General features: G+C 69.7%; 1 protein-coding gene. It reads right to left on the reverse strand.

What is annotated here, in order from left to right; all coding sequences use genetic code 11:
• Positions 1-1,642, reverse strand: a 1,642-nt coding sequence (gene purL, locus ACFV1J_RS33300; RefSeq protein ID WP_385864423.1) for a phosphoribosylformylglycinamidine synthase subunit PurL, incomplete at both ends; no start/stop codon positions are given.

A 1,642-nucleotide genomic window follows, 5' to 3' on the forward strand; every position in this document is an offset into this window, starting at 1 on the left:
ACGCCGAGCACGGCCACGACGGGCGTGGGGTGGATCGCCGTCTCGCCGGTCTGGTTGTAGAGGGAGACGTTGCCGCCGGTCACCGGGGTGCCCAGGGTCTGGCAGGCGTCCGCCAGACCGCGGGTGGCCTCGGCGAACTGCCACATCACGGCCGGGTCTTCGGGCGAGCCGAAGTTCAGGCAGTCCGACACGGCCAGCGGCTTGGCGCCGGAGGCGGCCACGTTGCGGTACGCCTCCGCGAGCGCCAGCTGGGCGCCGGTGTAGGGGTCGAGCTTGGCGTAGCGGCCGTTGCCGTCGGTGGCCAGGGCGACGCCCAGGTTGGTGTCGGCGTCGATGCGGACCATGCCCGCGTCCTCGGGCTGCGCCAGGACGGTGTTGCCCTGCACGAAACGGTCGTACTGGTCGGTGATCCACGCCTTGGAGGCCTGGTTCGGCGAGGCGACGACCTTGAGGACCTGCTCGCGCAGTTCGGCGCCGTCGGCCGGGCGGGCCAGCTTGCCCGCGTCGTCGGCCTGCAGCGCGTCCTGCCAGGACGGGCGCTCGTAGGGCCGGTGGTAGACCGGGCCTTCGTGGGCGACGGTGCGCGGGGGGACGTCGACGATCTGCTCGCCGTGCCAGAAGATCTCCAGGCGTTCGCCGTCGGTGACCTCACCGATGACGGTGGCGATCACGTCCCACTTCTCGCAGATCTCCATGAACCGCTCGACGTGCTGCGGTTCGACGATCGCGCACATCCGCTCCTGCGACTCACTCATGAGGATCTCCTCAGGAGAGAGGGTCGCGTCCCGCAGCGGGACGGAGTCCAGCTCGACGCGCATACCGCCGGAACCGGCCGACGCCAGCTCGCTGGTGGCGCAGGACAGGCCCGCGCCGCCGAGGTCCTGGATGCCGGCGACCAGCTTCTCGCCGAAGATCTCCAGGGTGCACTCGATCAGGAGCTTCTCCTGGAACGGGTCACCGACCTGGACGGCGGGCCGCTTGGTCGGCTTGGTGTCATCGAAGGTCTCCGAGGCGAGGACCGAGACGCCGCCGATGCCGTCGCCGCCGGTGCGGGCGCCGTAGAGGATGACCTTGTTGCCGGCGCCGGAGGCCTTGGCCAGGTGGATGTCCTCGTGCTTCATCACACCGATGCAGCCGGCGTTGACCAGCGGGTTGCCCTGGTAGCAGGCGTCGAAGACGACCTCGCCACCGATGTTGGGCAGACCCAGGCAGTTGCCGTAACCGCCGATACCGGCGACCACGCCCGGCAGGACACGCTTGGTGTCGGGGTGATCGGCCGCACCGAACCGCAGCGGGTCCACCACCGCCACCGGACGGGCCCCCATCGCCAGGATGTCGCGGACGATGCCGCCCACACCCGTGGCCGCGCCCTGGTAGGGCTCGATGTAGGAGGGGTGGTTGTGCGACTCGACCTTGAAGGTCACCGCATACCCCTGGCCCACATCCACCACACCGGCGTTCTCACCGATGCCGACCAGCAGCGCATCGTTGTCGGGGGCCTTCTCCCCGAACTGCTTCAGATGCACCTTGCTGGACTTGTACGAGCAGTGCTCGGACCACATCACCGAGTACATCGCCAGCTCCGCCCCGGTGGGGCGGCGGCCCAGGATCTCGCGGATCCGCGCGTACTCGTCCTCCTTCA

This window comes from Streptomyces sp. NPDC059649 (assembly GCF_042734445.1).
Lineage (GTDB): Bacteria > Actinomycetota > Actinomycetes > Streptomycetales > Streptomycetaceae > Streptomyces.